Raw genomic sequence first — 741 nt, 5'->3', positions numbered from 1 at the left:
GCAAAGGATCGACCGACACCCGGTGCTGGCACCGGTGTTTGAGCGGCATTGGCCGTCTCAAGGCTGACCGATACATGAATGTGGGAGCGAGCCTGCTCGCGAAAGCGGTCTGTCAGTCAAAGATGTGTCGACTGACCTGGCGCATTCGCGAGCAGGCTCGCTCCCACAAGGGGATCACGGCGGTGGGCTCATTCGCCGCGAATGTACTGCTCCAGCTGTTTGATCAGCTCGGCCTGTTCGGCAATCGCTTCCTTCACCAGGTCGCCGATCGACAACAGGCCGATCAACTGGCCGTCCTCGACCACCGGTAAGTGGCGCAGGCGTTTGTCCGACATGATGCCCAGGCAGGTGTCGACGGTTTGTCGGGTATCCACGGTAATCACGTCCTTGACCATGATGTCGCGCACTGGCGTACCGACCGAAGAGCGCCCGTGCAGCACCAGTTTGCGTGCATAGTCACGCTCGCTGATGATGCCGACCACTTTGTCGTCTTCGACCACCAGCAAGGCGCCGACGTTTTTCTCGGCCATCTTCATCAGCGCTTCGAGCACCATGTGATCGGGTTTGATCTGGTGCACTTCCTGATTTTTCTGATCTTTGAGCTTGAGCAGTTGGGCGACGGTCTTCATGGCGGTTACTCAGGTGTTGTCGTTGTTCATCAAGCATCGTAGACGCAGCCGCGCAGAGCAAGGTGGCAAAGCGGCAGTTAGCGTGCAAAAAACGCCATTTGCCGGAAAAAAC

1 protein-coding gene is annotated in these 741 nt (G+C 57.9%); it reads right to left on the bottom strand.

What is annotated here, in order from left to right; translation table 11 throughout:
• Nucleotides 1-188: 188 nt before the first annotated feature.
• Nucleotides 189-629: a CBS domain-containing protein gene (locus D6877_RS01515; protein ID WP_016775372.1), complete on the bottom strand. Its 441-nt coding sequence runs from the start codon at nt 627-629 to the stop codon at nt 189-191.
• Between the last annotated feature and the right edge of the window lie 112 nt (nt 630-741).

The sequence above is a fragment of the Pseudomonas sp. Sample_9 genome (genome assembly GCF_004307535.1).
Classification (GTDB): domain Bacteria; phylum Pseudomonadota; class Gammaproteobacteria; order Pseudomonadales; family Pseudomonadaceae; genus Aquipseudomonas; species Aquipseudomonas mercuritolerans.
This window is presented reverse-complemented; position numbering and strand designations above follow the sequence as displayed.

Coding starts and splice junctions, on each gene's coding strand:
- D6877_RS01515 (WP_016775372.1), bottom strand. CDS start 629: ATGAAGACCGTCGCCCAACTGCTCAAGCTCAAAGATCAGAAAAATCAG.